General features: G+C 40.2%; 33 protein-coding genes and 2 pseudogenes. All 35 read left to right on the top strand.

Features of this window, described 5'->3' with window-relative positions; translation table 11 throughout:
* The first annotated feature begins 73 nt into the window (after positions 1-73).
* The gene (locus C4S54_RS06145) at positions 74-280 is read left to right on the top strand and encodes a hypothetical protein (RefSeq protein WP_103868739.1); all 207 of its coding nucleotides are present in this window, start codon (positions 74-76) and stop codon (positions 278-280) included.
* Positions 281-303: 23 nt separating this feature from the next.
* Entirely contained in the window at positions 304-855 is a 552-nt protein-coding gene (locus tag C4S54_RS06140; RefSeq protein ID WP_103868738.1) for a GNAT family N-acetyltransferase, read from the top strand.
* Positions 842-1,816, top strand: coding sequence for an aminoglycoside phosphotransferase family protein (locus C4S54_RS06135; protein ID WP_160110702.1), 975 nt, complete (start codon positions 842-844; stop codon positions 1,814-1,816). The genes C4S54_RS06140 and C4S54_RS06135 overlap by 14 nt, the downstream gene beginning before the upstream one ends.
* 108 nt (positions 1,817-1,924) lie before the next feature.
* A complete protein-coding gene (locus C4S54_RS06130) occupies positions 1,925-2,569 on the top strand; it encodes an alpha/beta fold hydrolase (RefSeq protein ID WP_103868736.1) in 645 nt (214 codons plus the stop codon).
* A gap of 30 nt (positions 2,570-2,599) precedes the next feature.
* Positions 2,600-3,019, top strand: a complete 420-nt coding sequence (locus tag C4S54_RS06125) for a hypothetical protein (RefSeq protein WP_103868735.1) — start codon at positions 2,600-2,602, stop codon at positions 3,017-3,019.
* 10 nt (positions 3,020-3,029) lie between these two features.
* A complete protein-coding gene (locus tag C4S54_RS06120) occupies positions 3,030-3,623 on the top strand; it encodes an RpiB/LacA/LacB family sugar-phosphate isomerase (protein WP_103868734.1) in 594 nt (197 codons plus the stop codon).
* Between the two features lie 409 nt (positions 3,624-4,032).
* Entirely contained in the window at positions 4,033-4,524 is a 492-nt protein-coding gene (locus C4S54_RS06110; RefSeq protein WP_103868732.1) for a hypothetical protein, read from the top strand.
* Positions 4,521-5,273, top strand: coding sequence for a hypothetical protein (locus tag C4S54_RS06105; RefSeq protein ID WP_103868731.1), 753 nt, complete (start codon positions 4,521-4,523; stop codon positions 5,271-5,273). The genes C4S54_RS06110 and C4S54_RS06105 overlap by 4 nt, the downstream gene beginning before the upstream one ends.
* 104 nt (positions 5,274-5,377) lie before the next feature.
* Positions 5,378-5,761, top strand: coding sequence for a VOC family protein (locus C4S54_RS06100; RefSeq protein ID WP_022773459.1), 384 nt, complete (start codon positions 5,378-5,380; stop codon positions 5,759-5,761).
* Between the two features lie 88 nt (positions 5,762-5,849).
* Positions 5,850-6,299: a GNAT family N-acetyltransferase gene (locus C4S54_RS06095; protein ID WP_024865553.1), complete on the top strand. Its 450-nt coding sequence runs from the start codon at positions 5,850-5,852 to the stop codon at positions 6,297-6,299.
* A gap of 68 nt (positions 6,300-6,367) precedes the next feature.
* Positions 6,368-7,021 (top strand): phage head-tail adapter protein, encoded by a 654-nt coding sequence (locus tag C4S54_RS06090; protein WP_090155030.1) that lies wholly within the window; start codon positions 6,368-6,370, stop codon positions 7,019-7,021.
* Between the two features lie 55 nt (positions 7,022-7,076).
* Complete coding sequence (locus C4S54_RS06085) at positions 7,077-7,610, top strand: GNAT family N-acetyltransferase (RefSeq protein WP_103868730.1); 534 nt, start codon at positions 7,077-7,079, stop codon at positions 7,608-7,610.
* Positions 7,538-7,843: a GNAT family N-acetyltransferase gene (locus C4S54_RS16460; protein WP_103868729.1), complete on the top strand. Its 306-nt coding sequence runs from the start codon at positions 7,538-7,540 to the stop codon at positions 7,841-7,843. Before C4S54_RS06085 ends, C4S54_RS16460 begins: the two co-directional genes overlap by 73 nt.
* Positions 7,844-7,880: 37 nt before the next feature.
* Positions 7,881-8,114, top strand: a pseudogene (locus C4S54_RS16210) (DUF3781 domain-containing protein); the annotation flags it as partial.
* 560 nt (positions 8,115-8,674) lie between these two features.
* Entirely contained in the window at positions 8,675-9,448 is a 774-nt protein-coding gene (locus C4S54_RS06070) for an ElyC/SanA/YdcF family protein (protein WP_103868727.1), read from the top strand.
* A 70-nt stretch (positions 9,449-9,518) separates the two neighbouring features.
* Positions 9,519-10,877, top strand: a complete 1,359-nt coding sequence (locus tag C4S54_RS06065; protein WP_074890637.1) for an MATE family efflux transporter — start codon at positions 9,519-9,521, stop codon at positions 10,875-10,877.
* Complete coding sequence (locus C4S54_RS06060) at positions 10,850-11,722, top strand: AraC family transcriptional regulator (RefSeq protein WP_160110700.1); 873 nt, start codon at positions 10,850-10,852, stop codon at positions 11,720-11,722. The genes C4S54_RS06065 and C4S54_RS06060 overlap by 28 nt, the downstream gene beginning before the upstream one ends.
* Before the next feature lie 407 nt (positions 11,723-12,129).
* Positions 12,130-12,723, top strand: a complete 594-nt coding sequence (locus C4S54_RS06055) for a hypothetical protein (RefSeq protein ID WP_103868725.1) — start codon at positions 12,130-12,132, stop codon at positions 12,721-12,723.
* Between the two features lie 48 nt (positions 12,724-12,771).
* Positions 12,772-13,503: a 4Fe-4S binding protein gene (locus tag C4S54_RS06050; RefSeq protein ID WP_103868724.1), complete on the top strand. Its 732-nt coding sequence runs from the start codon at positions 12,772-12,774 to the stop codon at positions 13,501-13,503.
* On the top strand, positions 13,503-14,039 hold the full coding sequence (locus C4S54_RS06045; protein WP_160110699.1) for a PadR family transcriptional regulator: 537 nt from the start codon (positions 13,503-13,505) through the stop codon (positions 14,037-14,039). The genes C4S54_RS06050 and C4S54_RS06045 overlap by 1 nt, the downstream gene beginning before the upstream one ends.
* A gap of 66 nt (positions 14,040-14,105) precedes the next feature.
* Complete coding sequence (locus tag C4S54_RS06040; protein ID WP_103868722.1) at positions 14,106-14,330, top strand: hypothetical protein; 225 nt, start codon at positions 14,106-14,108, stop codon at positions 14,328-14,330.
* Positions 14,331-14,444: 114 nt separating this feature from the next.
* A complete protein-coding gene (locus C4S54_RS06035) occupies positions 14,445-15,167 on the top strand; it encodes an ATP-binding cassette domain-containing protein (protein ID WP_160110698.1) in 723 nt (240 codons plus the stop codon).
* Positions 15,161-15,916, top strand: a complete 756-nt coding sequence (locus C4S54_RS06030) for an ABC transporter permease (protein WP_103868720.1) — start codon at positions 15,161-15,163, stop codon at positions 15,914-15,916. The genes C4S54_RS06035 and C4S54_RS06030 overlap by 7 nt, the downstream gene beginning before the upstream one ends.
* 100 nt (positions 15,917-16,016) lie before the next feature.
* A pseudogene (locus tag C4S54_RS06025) lies at positions 16,017-16,337 on the top strand (GyrI-like domain-containing protein); the annotation flags it as partial.
* A gap of 22 nt (positions 16,338-16,359) precedes the next feature.
* Positions 16,360-16,566, top strand: a complete 207-nt coding sequence (locus C4S54_RS06020; RefSeq protein ID WP_103868719.1) for a hypothetical protein — start codon at positions 16,360-16,362, stop codon at positions 16,564-16,566.
* Positions 16,567-16,592: 26 nt separating this feature from the next.
* On the top strand, positions 16,593-17,153 hold the full coding sequence (locus C4S54_RS06015) for a GNAT family N-acetyltransferase (RefSeq protein WP_160110697.1): 561 nt from the start codon (positions 16,593-16,595) through the stop codon (positions 17,151-17,153).
* Between the two features lie 157 nt (positions 17,154-17,310).
* Positions 17,311-18,213: an AraC family transcriptional regulator gene (locus C4S54_RS06010; protein ID WP_103868717.1), complete on the top strand. Its 903-nt coding sequence runs from the start codon at positions 17,311-17,313 to the stop codon at positions 18,211-18,213.
* A gap of 294 nt (positions 18,214-18,507) precedes the next feature.
* Positions 18,508-18,654, top strand: a complete 147-nt coding sequence (locus C4S54_RS15960; RefSeq protein WP_160110696.1) for a hypothetical protein — start codon at positions 18,508-18,510, stop codon at positions 18,652-18,654.
* Positions 18,655-18,686: 32 nt separating this feature from the next.
* Positions 18,687-19,142, top strand: coding sequence for a hypothetical protein (locus C4S54_RS06005; RefSeq protein WP_022775690.1), 456 nt, complete (start codon positions 18,687-18,689; stop codon positions 19,140-19,142).
* Positions 19,143-19,234: 92 nt separating this feature from the next.
* Positions 19,235-19,570, top strand: a complete 336-nt coding sequence (locus tag C4S54_RS06000) for a GNAT family N-acetyltransferase (RefSeq protein ID WP_103868716.1) — start codon at positions 19,235-19,237, stop codon at positions 19,568-19,570.
* A gap of 21 nt (positions 19,571-19,591) precedes the next feature.
* The gene (locus C4S54_RS05995; RefSeq protein ID WP_022775693.1) at positions 19,592-19,996 is read left to right on the top strand and encodes a GNAT family N-acetyltransferase; all 405 of its coding nucleotides are present in this window, start codon (positions 19,592-19,594) and stop codon (positions 19,994-19,996) included.
* A gap of 115 nt (positions 19,997-20,111) precedes the next feature.
* Positions 20,112-20,678 carry a TetR/AcrR family transcriptional regulator gene (locus C4S54_RS05990; RefSeq protein ID WP_026664002.1) on the top strand — a complete coding sequence of 189 codons (567 nt, stop codon included), beginning with the start codon at positions 20,112-20,114 and terminating at the stop codon, positions 20,676-20,678.
* Positions 20,679-20,702: 24 nt separating this feature from the next.
* On the top strand, positions 20,703-21,170 hold the full coding sequence (locus C4S54_RS05985) for a GNAT family N-acetyltransferase (protein WP_103868715.1): 468 nt from the start codon (positions 20,703-20,705) through the stop codon (positions 21,168-21,170).
* Entirely contained in the window at positions 21,167-21,451 is a 285-nt protein-coding gene (locus tag C4S54_RS05980; protein ID WP_160110695.1) for a GHKL domain-containing protein, read from the top strand. Before C4S54_RS05985 ends, C4S54_RS05980 begins: the two co-directional genes overlap by 4 nt.
* 178 nt (positions 21,452-21,629) lie before the next feature.
* Positions 21,630-22,046, top strand: coding sequence for a YjdF family protein (locus tag C4S54_RS05975; RefSeq protein ID WP_022775700.1), 417 nt, complete (start codon positions 21,630-21,632; stop codon positions 22,044-22,046).
* Positions 22,047-22,086 lie beyond the last annotated feature (40 nt).

Here is a 22,086-nt window from a genome sequence, read left to right as displayed (position 1 = left end):
TTGAGCTTGGTTCGCGCGTCTTCCGGCGAGCGAATGCGAGAGCGGAAGTTCATTATAAGGAGAGTTACTTTTAATGGATAATAAATCAAACAATTACGATATTCCCAAGAGAGAGGGAAGTGTATGGCCAGAGGATATCTGCCCTGCATACACCCCAAGAGAGGATGCGATTCCAAGCTTGAAAGGCTGTTGGTACTGTAAATATGCAGATTTTCATCTTAAGGAAGAAAGAGCACTTGAGGTGGGAATCTGTAAATGGCCAAACAAAATAATTGATTAGTTTGAATGATCAGGGAGGTTACTATGAAAATAGAAACGGAGAGATTGATCCTCAGAGAATTCACTGTAGATGACTTTGATGCCTTGTATGAAATATTATCCGATCCTGAGACTATGCAGCATTATCCTGCCCCGTTTGATAAAGAGAAGACAATGGGATGGATAACCTGGAATCTTGATAATTATAAAACCTATGGATTCGGCCTTTGGGCAGTCACACTTAAAAAGACAGGAGAATTCATAGGCGATTGTGGTATTACTATCCAGAATATTGACGGAGAATTGCTGCCAGAAATAGGCTACCACATTAACAAGAAATTCTGGAGACAGGGATTTGCAAAAGAAGCTGCGCGCGCATGCAGAGACTGGGCATTTGAGAATACAGATTATGATAAGATTTACTCTTATATGAAGTATACCAATATTGGCTCCTACTCAACAGCTATGGGCAATGGTATGAAAAAAGTGAAAGAATACCCTGATCCCAAGAATGAAATATCTTACGCGTATGCAATTTCGCGTACGGAGTGGGAAAAAGAGAAAGGGCAGGAGAGGAGTCAGGATGATAAAGAGTAAAACGAAATATGAAGCAACCCTAGAAGAAATAAAGGAGCTTTTCGCATTCCATAAGCTTGGGAATGTGTCAGATATAGCACCACTTGGTAATGGAGAGTTCAATTCTGCATATAAGGTAATACTTGATGACGGAAAGAGTTTTGCCCTCAAGATAGCTCCTCCGGAGGGTGCTACGGTTCTTTCATATGAGAAAAACATGATGGAATCAGAAGTGTTCTGGTATAGGATGATGCATGAGAACACAGATATTCTTTGCCCGGAAGTGTATGTATCTGATTTTTCAAAAGATATTGTGAAGAGTAATTGCTTTATCATGCAGATGATGGAAGGAGAACCCTTGTGGGCAGTAAACTTCTCGGATAATGAATACAAAAACGTTCAGAAGCAGAAAATAGAAATGCTTACCAAGATACACAGGATCAAAAATGACAGGTTTGGTTACAGGCAATCCGGACTCCACGATACATGGTATGATGCACTAAAGTCCATGGCAGGGAATCTCGTTAAGGATTGCAAGGAGCTTGGGTACGAGACACCGGATGGGGAGAAGTTCATTTCATATATTGATAAACATGCAGAGCTCCTTAAGAGTGTACCTTGCCGAATGGTGAATTTTGATCTTTGGGACAGTAATGTCCTTTATCACGATGGCAAGATCTGCTGGATTGATCCTGAGCGAGGTTTTTGGGGTGATCCTGTAGCTGATTTCATAACCCTTGGTACCGGGCAAAAAGCACCGTTGTCAACAAAACAGAAAGAGCTTGATATCTATAATGAGACTGCCGAAGAAAAACTGGTTCTTTCTGGAGAGACAGAGATCAGATACGCATTAGCGATATGTTACCTGGCCCTTATTGAAGAAGTTGAAAAATATGTCAGATATGAGCCGGATGAGCCAAATTATATTAGAAATACCAATGATGCCGGAGAAATGTATGACATGGCATTTAGTGTTCTGTAAACGTTGAAATAAATATAATATTATAAGTGCAGAACAGGCTCAAATAAGTGTATTTGGGTCTGTTTTATTTTGAGGATGATAGGATGAATCGAAAAGAGGAATGCTATCATGAATTATAAGATTTTTGGAAGTAAAACTGTAGATATCGTAATAGAAATGGGCCTTGGAGCATGCATAGCTGAATGGGAAGCGCTTGCAAGAGAACTTGGAGAGAATCACGGTGTGCTTGTCTATGAAAGAGCCGGGATAAATCACAGTGATAAGAGTGATAAAGAAAGAACGCCTACGAATATTGCTAAAGAATTAATGAATCTCCTAGATGAAATCCCGCATGATGAAAAGCTGGTGATAATAGGACATTCGCAGGGAGGACTGTATGCCAGCGAGTTCTGTGGTCTCTATCCGGAGATGGTAAAGGGACTAATTCTTTTGGACCCATTAACTACAGAAGATAATAGATTTAAGAAGGAATTAACTGCGAAGGAGTTTAAAAAATCCGGAGTAGATAAGAGTAAAAACTTTTTTTTTTTAGAAACGCTTACTAAGCTTGGAATGAAAGGCTTTGTAAAGAAAGTGATGTGTCAGGCACCGCCTTTTGCCGCCAGGATCGAACAACTGTGGCAGGAGATCATGAAAGAGTATTTAGGGTATTCGAAAAGAGCAATATGGATCCAGGCTAAGAAAAGCACTCATTATATTCACCTGACGGAACCGGAAATAGTTATAGAGAGCGTCAATATCTTAAATAATTGATATACTTAAGAAAGGATAGGGGGACTTAATATGCAATTCTCAGATATTGATAATGGAAAGACATTTGACTGGGGCAATACTTCAAAGGATTATGCGAAATACAGAGATATTTACCCCGATGAATTCTATCAATTCATTTTAGGTCTGGGCTTGTGCAAAGATGGTCAGAAGGTCCTCGATATTGGAACAGGAACCGGCGTCCTTCCTCGGAACATGCACCGGTACGGCGCAAAATGGATTGGAACTGATATTCCATTTACAAGAGAATGCTGGCATGGTCGTATGCGCGCCTGCAGAGGAGTAGGAGCGGCAATGGATGAAACTCAGCTCCACGCATGGAATGAGGATCACATGCAGATGCTGAATGAAAGTGCTCCTGAAGTATTCAACGTTAAACACTATGTATCTGTTGCAGAATTGCAGGTAAAAAGTAAACACAAAATACATTAAGGATGACGTTATGAGAATAGGAATAATTCAAGCGAGCTCTCAGGCTGAAAAAAATGAGCTTATTTTCAATACTGTAAAAAAATATGCCCCTAAAGATTCTGAAGTCATAAACTTTGGCTGTACTTTAGATGAGCAGGAAAAGTACTCCTATATAGATATTTCGGTTCTTGTTGGAATACTAATTGCAAGCGGCGCAGTTGACTTTGTTGTTACCGGTTGTTCATCCGGACAGGGAATGATGCTGGCGTGTAACAGTATGCCTGGAGTAATTTGTGGATATGCGCCTACTCCAAAGGACGCTTATCTGTTTGCACAGATCAATAATGGTAATGCTATTTCACTTCCATTGGGCGAAGATTATACTTGGGCAGGCGTTGAAAACTTTGATAAAACAATAAAAGCGCTCTTTTCTGAACCGTTTGGGCAGGGATATCCTAGGAGCGAAGCGGAAAGAAAACTGAAAGATACTGAAATGCTTAAGAAAATAAGAAGTAATTCGCAGATTCAGTTTGAAGATTTTTTTAATTTATTGGACACGTCAATAATTGAGAAAATTAATAAAAAGAATGATGTGATCAAGTATGTGAACGAATACGGAAAGTAACAACATTCGGTAAAGGAAATTCAGTGATCAGCAATTTTAAGTTAATCGGACTGAAAATAGGACAGATTCCCATAGAAATAGGCTATAAGATTGCAATGAGATTTGCAGAAAAAATGAATCTGCAAGATTAAATGCTGAAATGCTTGGCTTGATGGTAAACAATCCTAATGTGAAGCCAGAAGAACTGGCACTAATACAAGCAAAAACCTTGGTTATTGCCGGTACAAGGGACGTGATAAAAGAAGAACACACAAGACTGATTGCTTCGAGAATTCCTCGTTCTGAGCTTGCTTTCATTAAGGGCAATCACTTTATAGCTAATAAGCAACCAGGGAGGTTTAATCAGGCTGTTCTTGAATTTTTGAAAGGTTAAAACAGAAGATAATCAGGTTGTGAAGGAGGAACAAATATGAGGATGATAATTCACGATCTTGACGAGAGTTTTCATAAGCAAGTCAGCACAAAGCTTTCGGATGTGATATGGGCTGATGGTAAGTATGCACCTTGCCAGGGGTGCTTTGACTGCTGGACAAGACACCCGGCAACCTGTGGCATGATGGATTCTCTTCATCAAATGTGCAGGGTGATCGGACAGGCTGATGACCTTGTGATCATCACTGAGAATTGCTACGGCGGATACAGCCCGGAGGTTAAGAACATTCTTGACAGGTCAATTGGGACATCAACTCCCATGAGCACATATCGCGGAGGGGAGATGCATCATACTTTAAGGTACGGAAGAAAGGGCACATGGAAGGTAATAGTCTACGGTGATATTAGTGATAATGAAAAGAGTACGTGGGAATTGATGGTGGAGAGAAATAGGATCAACCACGGATATCAGTCTGCTGAAATTATATTTATGGATGATATCACTGACCTGGAGGTATCGAAGATATGAAGACAGTTTTTATTGATTGCAGCCCCAAGAAGAGACTTTCTGCATCAGGTTTTATCGCCGACATGACAAGCATTTTTGTTTCCGGAACAAAAAAGAGAATGAAGCTCCGTACAAAGGCTGATTATGAGAATATCTTAATAGAACTTGAGGATTCGGATGCAGTTGTTTTTGCAATGCCGCTTTATGTGGACGGCGTCCCATCCCACGTACTTCCTTTTCTAAGGGAGATGGAAGTCTGGTGCAAAAGCAATAATCCGAAGATCAGGGTATATACAATTGCAAATAATGGCTTTATAGAAGGCAGACAGAATGAGCCGCTTATGCAGATCATGGAGAACTTCTGTATAAGGAGTAAAATTAAGTGGTGCGGTGGCTTGGGAATAGGCGGCGGAGTCATGATGAATGTGATGCGGATCATGATCGTAGTAGTTTTTGCAGTCACGATACTGAACCTTATTCTTACAGGGATTGATTCAGGAAACTTTTTAGACAGAAATGTTTTGCTGAATTTTTTAAAGAATGTAGCAGAGGTTCTGTTCTTTGGATGTGGAATTATTACCTTTGACATCTGGATAGCCTCCTATATTAATCGAGGGAAGGAATATGGAAAGCATTACACGAGAATAATGCTGCCTTCGTTCCTGTTCATTCTGGCTGCGGATATATTCTTTACAGTGGTTTCCATAGTAAAGGGTGGAATATTCCGTGGATGGTTTTCAAAGAAAAAGCCGGAGGAGAGGATGAAGTAAATGCCGTGGATCTTTGACATATGTATAAATGCTGCAAATGAAGAACTATATCGATTTTATTTGGCGCAAAGAAACCAACAAATATAAATTCGGGAGAGTGATTAATGAAAATAGAGCATGTAGCCCTGTATGTAAATGAGCTAGAAGAAGCCAGAGAATTCTTTATTAAATATTTAGATGGTAGTTCTAATGCCGGTTATCACAATAAGAATACAGGATTTAGATCGTACTTTATCAGCTTTGGGGATGGTTCAAGGCTGGAAATAATGAATAAACCTGGACTTGTAGATATGGAAAAGAACTTGAATCGTACAGGTTATGCTCATGTTGCTTTTAGCGCTGGTAGCACAGAGAAAGTTGATGAGCTAACGACAAGGTTAAAAAAGGACGGTTTTGAGGTTGTAAGTGGACCGCGTACGACTGGTGATAATTATTACGAAAGTTGCATAGTTGTAATCGAAGGCAATCAGATAGAGATAACGGAGTAGAATCAGAGTTTGCAAGGGGCAACGGAAGGAATATTTCGAATGAGTGGGATTAACTGCTATCTGATGATGAAAAGAAGGGGGTAAAGATATGAGCCTACAATTTGTAAAAGCAAGCACTTCTGATGCTTTGACACTTAATGGAATATCTAAAAGAGCTTTTGATAGCGATGTTCAGGTTGGAGCACCGTCAGCTGGTGGGCCACCTGGATATATGTCTGTTTCTTATCACACAAAGATGGCCAGAACAAATCATTTGTATATGCTCACGGACAATGGACTAATTGTTGGCGGTGCGATTCTATTTTTGGAAAAAGACAAGTTGAACATTGGAAGGATCTTTGTAAGCCCAGAGCATTATCGCAAAGGCTATGGAGTCTACATGATGCAGGAAATTGAGACAATGTTTTCAAATGTAAAGGAATTTGTATTAGATACGCCCATTTGGAATGTCAGAACAAACGCCTTTTATACCAAGCTGGGATATGTGGAAGTGAGTCGGGATAATGAATTCATTTATTATATTAAGAAATGTGAGTGATGAGGGAGAAGAATCTTTCAGTTAAATGCACGATGACAAATGGATCATATCAGCGAGGAATAATAGCTATGAATAAAGAGTGGTCTGAACAGAATAAAAGAATGCAGTCGCTGATCAAAAAGGCAGATACATTTAATGAGGGTAAGGATGTCCTTTTTGAATTGCGAAACGACCTGATGAATACGATGCTTTCATTTAAGGTTGATCTTGACAGAGAAGACTATGATGCTATGCCTTTTATGAATGCTGACGGTTATCACAGTAAAAATATTGCTTATTCTTTATGGCATATTTTTAGGATAGAGGATATCGTTGCCAACACTCTTGTATGTGGAGATGAAGAAATATTGTTTTCAGGAAAGTATCAGAGCCGGATCAATTCTCCTATAATAACAACCGGAAATGAGCTTGTTAAAGGTCAGATTTCAGATTTTACAAAGCAGTTGGATATCGATGAATTGTATTCGTATATAGCAGATGTAAAAAAGAGTACGGAGAATATTATTCGCAATCTTACATTTAATGATCTTAAAATCAAGGTAATGAATGAACGAAGGGAAGAACTGAAAGCGTTGAGTGTAGTCAGTTCGGATGAGAATGCTGTTTGGTTGATTGATTACTGGTGCAATAAAGATTTACGAGGACTTATACAGATGCCGTTTTCCAGACATTGGATCATGCATACTGAAGCATGTCTGAGAATAAAGAATAAATTGAAATAAATGTATAAAGTATAAGTTTTGAATTCCAGTTTATCGTTCGATGAGGTAATTGATTATGGTTAGGTTACGACAATACAAAAGTAGTGACGCCGTAAAGATAGCAGAATGGGTTAAAGATAAAGATGCATTCCTCAAATGGGGAGGAGAACTCTTTGGTGAGTTTCCAATATCAGCAGAAACTATTGATGAGAAATACCGCCTGAATAATGGTGACTGTAAAGAACCGGATAACTTTTATCCATGGATAGCATTTGATGAAAACGGGGTTTTCGGACATTTTATCATGAGATATTTGCACGGAGATAATAAAATACTTCGTTTTGGATGGGTGGTTGTAGATGACTCTATTCGTGGCAAAGGTTATGGAACCCAGATGTTACAGGTTGGTCTGAAATATGCCTTTGAGATTCTTGGCGTTGATGTTGTAACCATCGGTGTTTTTGAAAACAACGAGTTGGCTCATAAATGTTATAAGAAGGTTGGATTTATAGATAAGGAAATAGTGAGCAAACAGCCATGGAATGTCATCGAAATGGAAATAAAGAAAGAGGATTGGGCTACGAGCTGTTTTCACGTAATAGAAATATGATCTGTTGTCTTGCTGTGGATCCTGAATACAGGCAGCAAGGGTTGGCTTCAATCCTTCTGAGAAAAGCGCTTGCTGAATTGGATAGAAGTAGGGAAATCACGGTATCAACGTTTCGTGAAAATGATGAAAAAGGAATTGCTCCGAGAGCTTTGTATAAAAAATTCGGATTTCAAGAGGGCGAAATGACTGAGGAGTTTGGGTATCCCAATCAAGTATTTGTTTTACATCCTTAAACCGAAAGTTGATTTTCCGGATAAGCGAGGAATATAAATGGATAAACAGATACTCTTTGATAACATTGATAGAATACATACAACTGCCATGGGGGTGGATCGGATAAAGAAGAATCTTTCGCTTGGTGAAGTCGATGTTGTCGATTGGTGCAAGTCAAAGATAATGTCAAAAAAGGCGGAGATAAGCAAGCAGGGAAAGAATTGGTATATTTGTATCGAAGGATGCATTATCACTGTGAATGCCAGCAGTTATACAATTATTACAGCCCATAAAGAAAAGAGAAGAATAAAAAGTACAAAGATCACGGTAAAGGAACTGACTCTTAGTACAGGGCTTATAGAGTGTGGATTTACTTTTGGCAACAGATTTCGGGTATTTTATGCGGAGCAGACAGGAGTAAGACCGTTCAAGTTCAATGTTGACATGGTTGCGTCTGCTAAAGCTGTAAAGGAAAATGGAGATGAATCTTTTACGCTTGGAGATCTCCTGGATATCTACTATGGGAAGAAGATATACGTCAAATATGATAAATCAGCACTTCATTGGAATAAGTTTGTAAAAGATTTTTGTGCGGATGATGCAACGAAGATATTTGATGAAAGGCTGAAAGCAGCCGCGTCTCTTTGGAGTATCGTAAGGGACTCGGATATGAAGAAGGAATATTCACACGAGCTGTTTGAAAAATACAAGGATAGTATCACTATTTAATTTCAGTTTTCCGCTCAAAGTCCCTAGAAAGTGGAGCGTTATATCCGAATACAATGTGGGATGACAAAATCTTTAACTTTTTATCTACGAACCGTTTCTGCTCAACAAAAAAAGGAGAACTGATGAATACAGCTGAGAACATAAATATAATAGGCGCCTTCTGTGGGGTGCGCGATGTCGAGGAACTTACAGAAGAGGCACTTTACAGAAAATACAATATCCATCAGGCTGATGTGATGGCGCTGTTTGGAGGTACCATCCTGTGCGGTGGTGATGTAATGGCTGAGGCGATGAGGGAGAATGTCGCTAAGACATATATAATCGTCGGAGGCTTTGGACATACCACTTCTACCCTGCAGGAAACAATGAAAGCTCTTTTTCCGGATGTTGATGCATACAATATGCAGGAAGCGGAATTATTCAATATCTATCTGAATAGAAAATTCGGACTTAGCGCAGATTATCTGGAAACTGCGTCAACCAACTGTGGTAATAATATCACTAATCTGCTGGAGCTTCTCGAAAAAAACAATATACCATGCAAGAGCATTATCCTTTCGCAGGATGCGACCATGCAGCGGAGGATGTCTGCCGTGATGAGAAAGTACAGACCGGAGCTTCAGATCATCAATTACGCAACCTACCGGGCGGAGGTGGTCCGGAAAAATGGAGATATTTCTTTTTCATCGGACATAAAAGGCATGTGGGATATGGATCGGTATATCAGCCTTATCATGGGAGAGATTCCGAGGCTTATGGATGATGAAAAAGGTTATGGCCCCAGAGGAAAGGGATATATTGCACATGAGGACATCCCGCCCGATGTACGAAAGGCCTTTGACGAGCTTCTTGAGCAATACGAGGTACGTAAAGCAAATCCGGAATTTTCATCGTAGATACGCACAAATTCAGAAGTGTTGAATTTTAATTCTCCTTATACTGTAGGTCAGTGAAGGAGGATGAGAGATGAATACTGAACAAATCAAAGAAAACAAACTCAAGATGATTCTTGGTTTTTCGATCCCGAGCATTATCGCGATGCTTCTGGAAACGGTTATAACCATGACGGATGGTTATTTCACTGGAAACTATGTGGGGGAGAAAGCCTTGGCGGCTATCAACCTTGGACTTCCGATCTTGTATTTTTACTTAGGAATCGGGCTTTGCGTGGGTGTCGGAGGAACTGTTATATGTGGCCGGCTTCTTGGAGCAGAAGATGGGAAAAGAGCCAACGAAGTGCTTTCACAGACTATCGTTACTTCGCTTGTGGCCTGTGTTGTAATATCTGCGTTTTTGGCAGTTCTTTTCGCGCCAGTTAGGAACCTGCTTGGGGCAGATGCGGCCCTGGCGGGATTTTTTAATGAATACTACAAAGTCATGCTGCTAAACTACCCCTTAATGGTGCTGACAACAGTGCTTGGGATGTTCATAAGGGTGGATGGCAAGCCGCAGGTATGTATGATCATAACCATCACGGGATGCGTGCTTAACGCAGTTTTGGACTATGCGCTGGTTGCCGGCTTAGGTCTTGGCGTGTTTGGAAGTGCTATAGGATCGCTTACAGTCCAGGCGATCACAGCGCTGGTTATGACTGGATATTTCTTATCCAGAGCGTCAGGCTTGTCCTATACCAGATTTGCATTTGACAGGGCACTCAACAAGGAGATCATGTTTAACGGATTTTCCGAATTTATCGGAGAGATGGCCAGTGCGATATCAATGTTTGTCTTCAACTTCGTACTGATGAAGTACGCAGGGCCTGAAGGAGTGGCGGCGTTTACCATCCTTGGTTATGTCGTATATGGATTTAGCATGATCTGCATAGGCTTTGGGCAGGGGCTCACGCCACTTGTAAGTTTCATGTTTGGCGCAAAAGAGTTTGAGACAGCAATAGAATTAAGGAAGATCACAAACAAGATACTCTTTGGAATCGGAGTAGCAATCGCGGCGATTTTCTTACTTATGGGAAGATCATACGCCGGACTCTTTGGATGCAGCGATATCGTGGTGGACATGGTGGTGACAGGATTTAGGTTCTATTTGGCTACTTTCCTGGTTATGGGTTATGATGTAATCAATTCAATGTACTTTACAAGCTGTGGTGATGCCAAGTCTTCGGCTCTGATATCATCACTGAGAGGAATTGTTCTGCTTCTTGCATTTACGTTCATTCTTCCTATGATCTTTGGGATGAAGGGAATATGGATGGCAGGACCAGGGGCGGAGATTTTGACTGCAGTAGTTTCGTTTTGCCTTATAAACAGGCAAAGGCTTGCGCTAGAGGAAGGAAAACCGGCGTGGAAACCAGAGAAAGCTCTACAATAAGGAGCGAAGTGATCAATAAGGCGATCACATATATCTTTGACCACATAGATGATGACATTACTGTTGATGATGTGGCAAGACATTGCGCTTATTCCAGATACCACCTCACCCGTATGTTCAAGGAAGATACGGATGAGGCGCTGTATCAGTTCATCAAAAGGATTCGCCTTGAGAGAAGCGCATGGCGCCTGAAGGTTGAAAAAGATAAGAGCATTACGCAGATTGGCGAGGATTATGGATATTCCTCGTCTAATTTTGCTACTGCCTTCAAAAAGCATCTTGGAGTATCGCCGGCAAGCTTTCGGAAAAACAGTGAGCAGATGGTAGAAGAAAGCTCTTTTTCTCATGGACTTACGTTGGACGATCTGGCTAAGGCAGAAAAGCAGATCACCGTGGAATACCTAGCGGATTTTACTGTTATTTATGAAAGGAAGCGGGGGAATTATCACGATTTTCCTAATGCGTGGTGCGAGTTCATTGATAAGTATCGGCATCTGGCAGATGAGAGTACAACGTATATAGAATGCACCATAGATGATCCCTCTATAACCGATGAGAATAACTGCATGTATGAGCTTTGTCAGACTGTTTCTGCTGACAACCCTCTGGTAAAAGAGAATCCGGATATCCTTACTCATTCAGTTGATGGCGGAAAATACGCAGTTTATCATTTTAAGGGATTTCCAAAGTTTCTCTATATGGTGTACCAGGAGATATTCTGCAGATGGCTTTCAAGGACCGGTAACGAGCTTGATGAGAGGCCTATCTTTGATGTGTATAGGGATATGAGGGAAGATGGATACATGGAGATAGATATCTGTTTTCCGTTGAAATCAGGAACATGACATACTGTTCTCAGCTTGGATGATATTGTAACTATGTCACAGTGATGGAGTTTAATGAAAAAGCACTCTCACTTCCAACAGAGTGAGAAATCAAGAAATATAATATCAGTGATTTTTAGGTCGTTATCCGTGTAGATGACGACCTTATTTTTATTGTGTGATAGGCTTGTTTATGCAGATGATACTAATCGTGTCATACATGTCACCAAGCGTTTCTTTAGTTTTCTCATGATTCTTGTTACGGTTCATATAGCCTCGCGAACAAAACAGAAAGATTATAGAGATGTTGAAAATCTTGTAAGAGAGTCATTCTATCGCAGAACAGGACGGAATGCTTATCGGTCAGAACATGTTTATGAAAACTGTTATTGAAGCTGTTTGATTGATGACAGAGGGAAGGGAGTCTTATGTTTGAAACAGGTCATGGAGAAGCATATAGCGTTAATGGAGTCAGCTATAAAATTAAGCAGCTCCTTGGCAAGGGTAAGGGAGGATATTCATACCTGGCAGTAAAGGATGGTAAGGAGTATGTCTTAAAACAGATACACCACGAGCCTTGTGCATATTACCAGTTTGGTGACAAGATCCAGTCTGAAATAAATGATTACAGAAGACTGACGGCGATTGGAATCAGAATGCCCAAAATAATTGATGCTGACATTGATAAAGAACGCATTGTAAAGGAATACATAGACGGTGAGACTATCTATGAGCTTGTTGCCAGAGATCAGATGGACCCTGATTATATAAGACAGGTAAAAGCAATGTGTGAACTCCTATATCCTGCAAAGACCAATATTGATTATTTCCCGACGAATTTTGTTGTTCATGATGGAGAGCTTTTCTATATTGATTATGAGTGCAATGATTATATGGAAGAGTGGAACTTCGAGAACTGGGGAATAAAATACTGGTCAAAAACTCCGGAGTTTTTGGAATACTATAAGGAGCTTAATACCATTGAAAAAACATCTGTTGACATGAAGTATTCTGAGGTATAATATATATCAAAATGATATATCTAATTGATATATGTGAAGGAGTGTTCAATGAAGCGTCAGACAATAAGAAGAACGATTATTTTCATATCATTCCTGCTGTTTCCAATAACAGCGTGGTATTTTTCACCATACCTGATAATCATGGCAGCATCAGAACATATCATGAACGGAAGCTTTATAGTCTTTATGAGCTTGCTTATTTTTTCGGTGTTCTTTGGACGTGCCTTTTGCGGATATCTCTGTCCTGCAGGAGGGCTACAGGAATGTGTAGCAAGATGCAATGATAAGTCCGCGAAGCAGGGCTGGAGGAATAAGATTAAATACGTTATCTGGATACTGTGGATCTCCGCTATAGTTGTGACTTTCATCCTCGGGAAAAACCATGTAACCATAGATCCGTTTTTCATGACAGATCACGGTATTTCAGTGACAGAAATACATAACTATATTATCTATTACGGAGTACTTCTGATATTGGTTCTTCCGTCACTGATACATGGAAGGAGAGCAACATGCCATTATCTTTGCTGGATGGCGCCATTTATGGTGATTGGGAGCAGCATAGGTCGTTTTCTTCATGTCCCCCAGCTTCATGTTGAAGCATCTGCAGCGGACTGTATTTCATGTAACAGGTGTTCAAAGGCATGTCCAATGGGGCTTGACGTCGCACATATGGCAAAGGAAGGCAGCAGTTCAAAGTGCACCGAGTGCATATTGTGCGGAGCTTGTGTTGATGAATGTCCGAAAAAAGTTCTAAAATACTGTTGGAGGTGGAAATAATGGCCAAAGACAGAAAGATAGACATGGTGATTCTGGGCTTGTTATCCCATGATGATCTGACCGGATATGATATAAAAAAACAGATCGACGGAAGTATAAGGTTCTTCTGGAAGGGAAGCTTTGGTAGCATTTATCCCGCTCTTGCGGAACTGGAAAAACAGGGCAGCGTAAGGCGCCTTAAGGGTAATGACAGTGGCGGCCGGGAGAAGATCATTTACAGCATTACCGGTCAGGGAAAAGAAATACTCAGAGCATGGGTAAGAGACGAGAAGGCAAGCAACGATCTTAAATATGAGACTTTGATGAAACTGTTTTTCGGAGGGGTTGAAAGTAAAGAGATAGCACTTAGGAATATAGAAGTCTTTGAAGAACAGATAAAGGCTGACCTTAAGGTATTACAGGTATATAAGGCTAATATTGAAAAAGCACTTGATGAAGAGGATCATGTTTATTTCTATCTTACGATACTGTTTGGAATAGAAACCTATGAGGCATATTTGAAATGGTGCAACAAAGCAAGAAAGGTTCTGGCATGAAAAGGATTATGAGGCAGTATGTGAAATTTTTTAGCCGCAGTACTCTACTTTCCGTAGATGGTTAAAATGAAAGCTCCGATATATCATTACATTAGATGTTTTAAATGTACTGATGAGGAGGCAGATTTTAAAGTTTCCGGGATAAAGAAAATCTTTTTCTACTGCAATAAAGACGGACTCTTTTCTATAGATGTGGTTAAGGGCATTGATGACAGGGAAAAATCATACGATGATACGCAGGAAAGACGCGAACTGGAAAAGACAGCGGATATGCTATTCTCGCGGAATTAGTGAATTCAGTGTAAAACAGGCCTAATGCGGTGTACGCTAAGGCCTGTTTTTCTTTGCGTGTTAGAGTAGGCATATGAAGAAATGACTGTTTTCGCAGAGAAAGGAAGGAACAAAATGAGAAGTTATCTGGAAACAAAAAATCTGACTAAACAATACGGTTCCTTTGAGGCTGTTAAGGATATGAATATTCACATTGACAGAGGTGAGATTTACGGTCTCATTGGTCCCAACGGAGCAGGAAAAACAACACTTATGAAGATGCTGGTCGGATTCGCAACTCCGACCAGTGGAGAGATTGAAGTTGCTGCAGGCGATAATTACCTTACAAAGGTCGGATGTCTTATTGAGAGTCCGGGAATATACGGGTATCTCAATGCTTTTGACAACATGAAACTTAGAGCAATTTCAATGGGATTACATGACCAGAAAGAGATACTGGACATTCTTGATTTTGTAGGATTGTCAAGAGAACCCAAAAAGAAGGCAGGAAAGTTTTCCCTGGGCATGAAGCAGAGGCTTGGAATTGGCATGGCTCTACTGGGAAACCCTGAGTTTCTCATACTGGATGAACCCATTAATGGACTTGACCCCCAGGGAATAATCGAGATGAGAGAGCTTATAAAGAGGCTTAATGAAGAAAAGAACATGACGATTATGATATCAAGCCATATACTTGGAGAACTTCAGAAGGTTGCGACGGTATTTGGCATCATTTCAGAAGGAAAGCTTTTAACAGAGGTAACTGCTGAGGAGTTAAAGAACAGCTATATTGGCGAGGCTGATTCTCTCGAAGAATTCTATTTGGATATTATCAGGAAAGGACAGAAGGCATGCTAAATCTTATAAAAATGAACCTATACAGATTATTTAAAACAAGAGTTTTTTATGTGATGCTTTTAACCACTGTAATTTTGACCGGACTTCTGGCAGGAATGGAAACCGAGTCTGCTTCAACCTTCGGAGAGTTCTATGCAAGCTTTGCATCTTCCGGATACGTTCTGATCATGGTAGGTGTATTCGCAATTGTTTTTTCAGAAGAAGAGAGAAAGAGCGGATTTTTGAAAAACCTTCTGACGACCCGCAGCGGGAAGAAGAACATTTTTTTGGCTAAGATCCCGGTGGTGTTTCTGTACTCCCTTTTTATGTTTCTGGGGGAACTTGTTGCATCATGGTTTGGAAGTCTTTTCTGGGCACCGGGTATTTACTTTGGCCGTATTGGCTCACTTATAAGCTTCATAACATTCGAAGTGATGCTTCATACAGTATTTGGCATCGCTATGATGGCTCTTTATGAAATTACCAGAAATACCATCATACCAACCATTATTACTATCTTTGGTTCAGCAAATCTTCACGGAATGCTTATTAGTTTTCTTGAAACAAAGCTCGTGTCCAGGATCCCGGCCCTTGCGGGCTTTATGGATAAATATGGTCTTTCAAGGAACTTTATTGTGACTAAGACTGAAGACCTTGGAATTAGCGGAGTATCTGTTTCCTATGTGAATATAATCGTGGTTATTGTGATAGGGCTGATATTATACTCTGTCATGGGAACGTTCGTATTCACAAAGAGAGATACGATATAAGGGGAAAAAATTGAGATGAAAAAAAGACTTGACGGAGGGGTGCTGATCGTCCGGTGGACGATCGTTTAGCACCGACCGAAACGAAGTGGAGAAAAAGGGTATGACGTTTGATTACAAGAAGGAATACAAAGAATTCTATATGCCGAAGGGCACACCATCTATCGTTACTGTTCCGAAAATGAATTATATCGCGGTTAGGGGCAGTGGGAATCCAAATGATGAAGATGGCGAATATAAACAGGCTATAGGTCTTTTGTATGGAATCGCATTTACGATCAAGATGAGTAAAAAAGGTGATCATCAGATTGACGGATATTTTGATTATGTAGTTCCGCCATTGGAAGGTTTTTGGTGGCAGAATGGAGTAATCGGTATCGACTATGCTCATAAAGAAGATTTCAAGTGGATATCCGTCATCCGATCAGGAAGGAGAGTTACTTTTAATGGATAATAAATCAAACAATTACGATATTCCCAAGAGAGACGGAAGTGTGTGGCCAGAAGATATCTGCCCTGCATACACCCCAAGAGATGATGCGATTCCAAGTTTAAAAGGCTGCTGGTATTGTAAATATGCGGATTTTCATTTGAAGGAAGAAAGAGCTCTTGAAGTGGGGATTTGCAAATGGCCAAATAAAATAATTGATTAGTTTGAATGATCAGGGAGGATGTTGCAATGAGAATAGGAAATTCAGTGATCGGCAAGGTAATAGAAACTGATAGATTGATAATTAGAGATATAGAACTGCCGGATGGAGAGGCGTTTATTCATATGGCTTTGGATGGTAGCTTGAATGATGTAGGCTTTGGCAAAGATTGCAGTTACTGGATGGATGACTGGATTATAGAAGCACAAAATCTGGCGCGAGAGGACGATCCTCGAAAGAATTATCTTGCTTATGTGATTGAAGATAAAATAACAGGTTCGCCTGCCGGAGCTGTCGGATGTACATTTTATGAAGATTTGGAGAAAGTGGGCATTACTTATTTTATCGGAGCAGATTTTCGAAATAATGGATACGCTTCAGAAGCAATAAAGGCGTATGTTTGTTATTTCTTTGAGCATTATGATGAAAATGAGATAATTGCCACTATCCGTGAGGACAATCTTCCATCTTGGAAAACGATAGAAAGAGTAGGCTTTTCGCTGACAGAGAAAAAAATGTACAGAGATATTAATGATGCAAAAGAAAAGCTATACCGTTTCTATTTGGCACAAAGAAATCAGCAATTTTAAGTTAATCGGACTGAAAATAGGACAGATTTGAACAGAAAATGACAGGATGAGTACTTACTGACCAGATATACTAATCGTGTCAGGGTAAAGGAAAGGCTGTTTCGAGTCGTTGGTGTATGTTTAGCAACGGCCGGAACGGAGTAGGAGATTGTATAAGATGGAGTGGCTTACCAGCATTCGCACAGCAATTGATTATATGGAAGAACATCTGAAAGACAACATCAGTGCGCAGGATGTGGCAGATCAGGTGTATATTTCTCCGTTCTTTCTTCAGAAGGGATTCTCCTTGATGACCGGATACGGAATCGGGGAGTATATCAGAAACCGCAGGCTGTATCAGGCAGCATTGGATCTGAAGAATACGGATGATAAGGTAATCGATATTGCATACGCTTATTGCTATGAGACGCCTGAGAGCTTCACAAAGGCATTTTCTCGCTTTCACGGTGTAACACCATCACAGGTCCGTGATGGGGCGGCTGTGAGGACGTTCCTTCCACTGACTGTAAAACTACAGGTTCAAGGAGGCAATCAAATAAATTGTAAAATTAAAAAAATGTTCCAGTTTAAGGTTATCGGTTTTCAAAAGATATTTGATAATGATACTGCTTATCAGGAGATTCCAAAGTTCTGGGACGAGATTTGCAAGAAGTATGCAGCAAATGTTTATGCCGGGAATGCTCCGGCCAATCCTTATGAGAAGGCTATCGTAGAGAACTGCATTGGAGAGTATGGAGTCTGCATCGATGATATCGGAGAGGGAAAGTTTAGGTATCTTGTGGCTGGGAAGTATGCCGGAGGGGAAGTTCCTGAAGGAATGGTGGTCTATGAGTTTCCGATGGGTGACTGGGCAGTATTTGACTGCATCGGCCCTATCCCTGAGGCGCTGCAGAGCCTGAATACACAGATTTTCAATGAGTGGCTTCCGGGTAATCCGGACTATGAACTTTGCGGGAATGCATCTGCAGAATGGTATGACTGCGTAAATGGCGAAATGACGGATAAGGATTATCACAGTGCAATCTGGATCCCCGTGAAGAAGAAAGATGGAAATAACTGATGCATGTCTTGGAGAGAAGAATCGGGTGACCGATTCTTCTCTCATTAACAAACATGATACCAGTTTCGCAAGATGAAAAGGAGTTACAAATGAAAAGAAAACATGAGATTATATGTTCTAGCGAAAGAGAAATGGATAGACGAGCGGATAACTTGATAGAACAGGGATACAAGGTTGAGAGGAATACAGGTGTAGTGCCTGTTCAGTCGATTTGCATCCCTATATATAAAGTAATATTTTGGAGGTAAATAGCTTCACTTTATAGCTAATAAGCAACCAGGGAGGATAACAGCTATGACATGCGCCACATCGGTGCAGAAGGAATACTACGAGACGATCGAAGCACCGGAAAAAGAGTTCTTTTTATATGAAGGATGCGCCCACAGTCCTATCTATGAGGATGGAGTAAGGACGCGGGAAATACTGAAGAAAATGCTTTAGCAGAAGTGATGAAGGAACAGAAGGAGAGGACAATGGTCATAGGAATTATAGGTGAAAACTGCAGTGGAAAATCCACACTTGCAAATGAAATACAGAGAACAATCGGAGCTGAGGTGATAACAGGTAAAGACTATCTCAGAATGGCCAAGAGCGAGAGTGAAGCAATAGCTCTTTTTAAGGAAAAGCTTAGTAGTGCCATCAACAAAGAAGATATTGTTTATATTATAGCTGATCAGGAACACATCAGTTTTCTGCCTGATGGAGCAGTAAAGGTGCTAGTTACAGCTGATATTGATACTATAAAGGAACGTTTTAAGGAGAGAATGCATGGAAACTTGCCGGCACCTGTTGAGCAGATGCTTGAGAGGAAACATGGATTGTTTGATTCTGAATCAGTGGATTACAGATTTGATGGAGTAAATGGAGATGCGACGGCGTTGTGCAAGTCGCTTCAAGAACATATCTTGGTGGGACAGCAAAATGATTAGACTTATGGAGAACATTGACTTAGCACAATGTGGCATGATTTATGCAAAAGCATTCCCCATGGAACATTGGGGAATAGATTGGACTGCAGAAAATGCAACAGAATATCTCCGCGATTTTTTTTGAACAGAAAAGATTTGTTGGATATGTTTATGAAGAAAATGATGAAGTGCTAGGTTGTATATTTGCGCTTTGTAAAATTTCCGGAAGCAAAGAAGAAATTTACATTAATGAGATGGCGGTACTTCCCGAACGGCAAGGGCATGGAATAGGTAAACAACTATTAAATGCAGTTAAAGATTACAGTAAAGAAAAAGGACTTGCAGGCATTGTTCTTTATACAAGTGAGTATGCACCAGCGGCTAAATTTTACGAAAAGAACGGATTTAAGTTATCAAATGGAACAATATGTATGTATTGTGAACAATAAATGGTCTATTGGAGATGATATATGGAAATAACATATAAAGATACAAAAGATTTTAGAGCTAAAGATATTGAAAGGTTGTTTTTGTCAGTAAACTGGGAGTCCGGACATTATCCAGAAAAACTAGTCAAAGCTATGCATAATTCGACCCATGTTGTATCAGCATGGGATGGTGACCGTTTGGTGGGGCTGGTTCGCGCATTGGATGATGGAGAGACAGTTGCATTTTTACATTATCTGCTAGTTGATCCTGAGTATCAAGGCTATGCAATAGGAAGAGAATTGATGAAAAGAATTCTGGCATATTTTGAAAAATACCTATATATAAAGGTAATGCCTTCAGATCCGAAAACAATACCATTTTATGAGAAATTTGGTTTTCAGCAATATGAAAACTATTCAGCAATGGTAATAAAAAATATTGGATGATAGGCTAAGACAAATTAAAACTTGATCTGCGGGAATAGGGAGAAAAATCCTTATGCACGCTGTTTTTTTAGTTGACAAAACTAACAATGTTAGTAAATGTGGGATGGGAGTAATTATGCCAAGAACAGGATTATCTAAGGAAGAAATAATAGAAAAAGCTGCTAAATTAGCAAATGAGAAAGGACTGTCATATTTGACCGTTACAACGCTTTCGGATTATTTAGGTATCAAAAAACCCTCTTTATATAACCACGTAAAGACGATAGATGATGTGCATCGTAAACTTATGATTTATGGCTGGAAGAAGGTTTCCGAGGAGGTTGTGGCAGGAATTGATTCGGATGATCCAAAAGAGAACATCGCAAATTTTGGAAGAGCATTTTATAAGTTTGCCATGGAGAATCCAGGCGTATTTGAGGCAATGCTTTGGTATAACAAGTATTTGGATGAGTCCTTACTTGAAGCTACCGAAGGTTTGTATGCATTTTTCTTTAGGCAGACAGATGGCATGGGAATTGAAAGAGATGTTGCTAATCATTTACTTAGAACCTACAGAGCTTTTCTTGAGGGGTTTGTTATGCTACAGATCCACAATTCTTTTGGCAATCCGATTTCTATAGATGAAAGCTTGGAGATATCAATGAATGTACTGATAGCAGGTATGGAACAGTATAGACGATGAGTGAATATAGTGGGGAGGATTAGAATGCACGAGATAACATTTACAAAAGCAAGCGAACAGCATCTGAGGGATTGCAGGGACGCACTCTGCCAGTCAACGCTTGGCGAAAAATACTTTTCTTCGCCAGGGAGCGCGGAAGACGCGATACTTGAAGGGATTCGCCAAGAAAATTTGTATGTGGCGTTCATCGGTGAAGAATGCGTTGGCTTTACATATATCATTCCTAAAGGAGCGTTTCACAGTTTTCCATATCTGCACATCATCGCCGTGAAGGAAGAATACAGGAACAATGGAATCGGCAAGGCTCTGCTGGATTTTTCTGAAAATATTGCGTATGAAATGGCAGACAAGTTTTTCCTTGTTGTCGCGGATTATAATCCGGAAGCAAAGCGGTTCTATGAAAGAAACGGCTATCAGCAAGTTGGAGAAATTCCAAACCTGTACCGGCCTGGAATCACAGAATACATGATGTTGAAAGGCCTGAAAAAGTGATCAGCAACCTTATTGAAAACGCTATTCATGCCTGCGAAAAAGTTCCGGAGAATGAGAGAAGAATCGACATCAATGCCAGATATAAGAGTCGGCTCTTGATAGAAATCAGCAACTCATGTGCAGATAAAATCGTCCTGGATGCAGAAGGACACCCATTTAGTAATGAGGAGAATCATGGAATAGGAACCAGAAGTGTTCTGAATTTCATAAATCAGACTGATAGCGAGATAAGATATATAGCTGAAGAAAAGACCTTCAAAGTCAGAATGTTGGTCAGTTAAGGAGTTTGTGTTTTATTCAAAACATGTAGGACACTGAACTCCTATTAAATCAGTGAAAAACAGACCGAAATCAGTGTGATTTGAGTCTGTTTTCTTTTGCTATGATAAAGTATGGTCACTACTACATATAAGTGTACAGAGGCTAAATTGAAGGCCCTGATACGAGAGATGATTAACAATGGATAGAGTAAGTGGCAGGCTGATCGTGTATTTTGAAGACCCATTCTGGGTGGGCATATTCGAGAGGGTTATCGATAAAAAATTATCAGCAGCTAAAGTGACTTTTGGTGCTGAACCTAAGGACATAGAGGTGCTGGAACTTATTAATCGGAACTATTATCATCTGCATTTTAGTCCGGAGATTGAAACGACCGTAAAGGAAACTAAGAAGAATCCCAAGAGAGCGCAGCGTGATGCGAAAAAGCAGACACTAGAGACTGGCATAGGTACAAAATCGCAACAAGCTCTCAAATTACAACAGGAGCAGAATAAACTGGAACGGAAATGCAGAAGCCGCGAACAAAAAGAAGCTGAGAATCAGCGTTTGTTTGAACTAAAACAGGAAAAGAAAAGAGAAAAGCATAAAGGGCATTGACGGGAATTTTGTCGTAATCAAAGAAGGTGAAAAATCCTAA

The sequence above is a fragment of the Butyrivibrio sp. Su6 genome (assembly GCF_900108105.1).
In the GTDB taxonomy this organism is placed as follows: Bacteria; Bacillota; Clostridia; order Lachnospirales; family Lachnospiraceae; genus Butyrivibrio.
This window is presented reverse-complemented; position numbering and strand designations above follow the sequence as displayed.